The following is a 2,165-nucleotide window of genomic DNA, read 5'->3' as shown; positions in this document are numbered from 1 at the left end:
ATATCGCCATAAAGCCAAATATTCCAGCCTTTTTGTACCAACAAGCCTTTAGGGACGCAATCAGGCGCAGGAAACATCTGCAAAATAGACTCTGCCGATTGTCCGATTTCCAGATAGTCAAACCGGCCGGTATACAAAAAATCATAAATATCAACGGCAATAGGAAAGTGGTAACGCATGGCAACAACCATAGAAAAGCAATTAACCAAGCTATCTTAAACTTAAAATATAATGAAATCAATTCTTATTACTATTTATTCAATATAAGAAAGGCCGTCTGTTGTCCAGACGGCCTTATAGCTTTGGCTTAAACCGATAATTTTGGTTTACTCAGCCTTTAAATCAGCCACGCATTGCTTATCGCGTGCCTCAAAAGCTTCCGCGCCACCCAAGAGTTTGAGTTGCTCCTCAGGGCTGATTTTGCCGAAGTTTCGGATTTGCTCGTCAGAGAGTTTGCTTAAAGGCTGATCCCACATGCAGACACAATAGTCTTGAGCCAATTTCTCGTTTTGCGCATCCAAACCTTTTGCCTTCAAATCAGTTTGCCATTTTTCAGCAAAAGGAATGTTTTTCACACAAGATTCCACCACATTTTGCTTCATCTGCGGCTTGTTCATGGCGCATTGTGAGAGCAGGGCGGTCAGAGCCAGCAAAGACAAAATAATCCATGCCCAAATGCGGATGGTGCGGATTTTTGCCTTGGCTTTCTTTCTGGCCGCCAGTTGTTCTTCAGACGGCCTTTCCGTTTGTTGCTCAGTCATGCAGGCTTTCCATGCGGATCATGGTGATCGGAGCATCCACGCAGCTCAACGCCTCAATCGCTGCGATAGCGCGTTTGACATTGTGTTCCACCGTGGTGTGGGTCAGAATCACGATTTCAGCAGTGCTTTGATTAATCACGCCTTTTTGAATCAAAGCTTCGATAGAAACATTTTCTTTGGCCAAGAGTGCGGCAATTTGACCCAAAGTTCCTGGTTCGTCAGTTGCTTGAACGCGCAGATAGTAGCTGCTGGTGATTTCATCCATAGGCAGAATATTTTGCACTTGAACTTGTGAAGGTTGGAATGCCAAGTGAGGGACACGATGGTCAGTCTCAGCTTCAATCAGGCGGGCAATATCAATGATATCGGCAACCACGGCAGAAGCCGTTGGCAATGCACCGGCGCCTGCACCATAATACAAGGTTTCACCAACCATATCGGCATTGACGCGGACAGCATTCATCACGCCGTTAACGTTAGCCAGCAGACGGCTTTCAGGAATCAGAGTAGGGTGTACGCGCAACTCGATGCCTTTGTCGGTTTTACGGGTAATCCCCAACAATTTGATACGGTAGCCAAGTTGTTCAGCGTATTTGATATCGCGGCTGTCGAGTTTGCTGATGCCTTCCAAATAGCAGGCAGAAAAGTTCATCGGCGTACCAAATGCCAATGCGCTCATAATCGTAATTTTATGGCCGGCATCATGACCTTCGATATCAAAAGTGGGGTCAGCTTCTGCATAGCCCAAAGCCTGAGCTTCTTTCAATACGTCTGCAAACGCGCTGCCTTTTTCACGCATTTCAGTCAGAATGAAGTTGCTGGTACCATTAATAATACCGGCGATACTGCGGATTTGGTTCGCAGCCAAGCCTTCACGCAAAGCCTTGATAATTGGTATACCGCCGGCAACAGCAGCTTCAAACTGCACCATGACATTTTTTTCTTCCGCCAAAGGGAAAATTTCATTGCCGTATTCGGCCAGTAGTTTTTTATTGGCAGTAACAATGTGTTTGCCGTTTTCAATCGCTTTCAATACCGCATCTTTGGCAATACCGGTACCGCCAAACAATTCCACAACAACATCAACATCTTGATGTTGAACCAGCTCAAACGGATCTTTGATAAAAGCAGCATTCGGGCAAATTTGTTTGGCTTTTTCTTCGCTCAAATCACAAACAGCAGAAATACGGACTTCTCGTCCCAAGCGGCGGCTGATTTCCGCAGCGTTGTCCTGCAATACAGTAGCCGTACCGCCACCGACTGTACCCAAACCTAAAAGACCGATATTTACTGGCTTCATTGTGTCTCCTTTTGAGCCGATACTTTAAAATAATCACGAAAAACCAAGGCTTGTTATAATCGCTTGCAATCGTAAATTCAGAGCAAAGCATCAATGCACAAGGT

2 protein-coding genes are annotated in these 2,165 nt (G+C 45.5%); both read right to left on the bottom strand.

Annotated features, from left to right (window positions below; all coding sequences use genetic code 11):
- Window positions 1–326: 326 nt before the first annotated feature.
- Window positions 327–761 (bottom strand): hypothetical protein, encoded by a 435-nt coding sequence (locus tag ACTHUE_RS16425; protein WP_004520379.1) that lies wholly within the window; start codon window positions 759–761, stop codon window positions 327–329.
- Window positions 754–2,061 (bottom strand): homoserine dehydrogenase, encoded by a 1,308-nt coding sequence (locus ACTHUE_RS16420; protein WP_004520380.1) that lies wholly within the window; start codon window positions 2,059–2,061, stop codon window positions 754–756. Before ACTHUE_RS16420 ends, ACTHUE_RS16425 begins: the two co-directional genes overlap by 8 nt.
- Window positions 2,062–2,165: the final 104 nt, after the last annotated feature.

It is taken from the genome of Neisseria sp. P0021.S005, assembly GCF_051956955.1.
This window is presented reverse-complemented; position numbering and strand designations above follow the sequence as displayed.

Coding starts and splice junctions, on each gene's coding strand:
- ACTHUE_RS16425 (WP_004520379.1), bottom strand. CDS start 761: ATGACTGAGCAACAAACGGAAAGGCCGTCTGAAGAACAACTGGCGGCC.
- ACTHUE_RS16420 (WP_004520380.1), bottom strand. CDS start 2,061: ATGAAGCCAGTAAATATCGGTCTTTTAGGTTTGGGTACAGTCGGTGGC.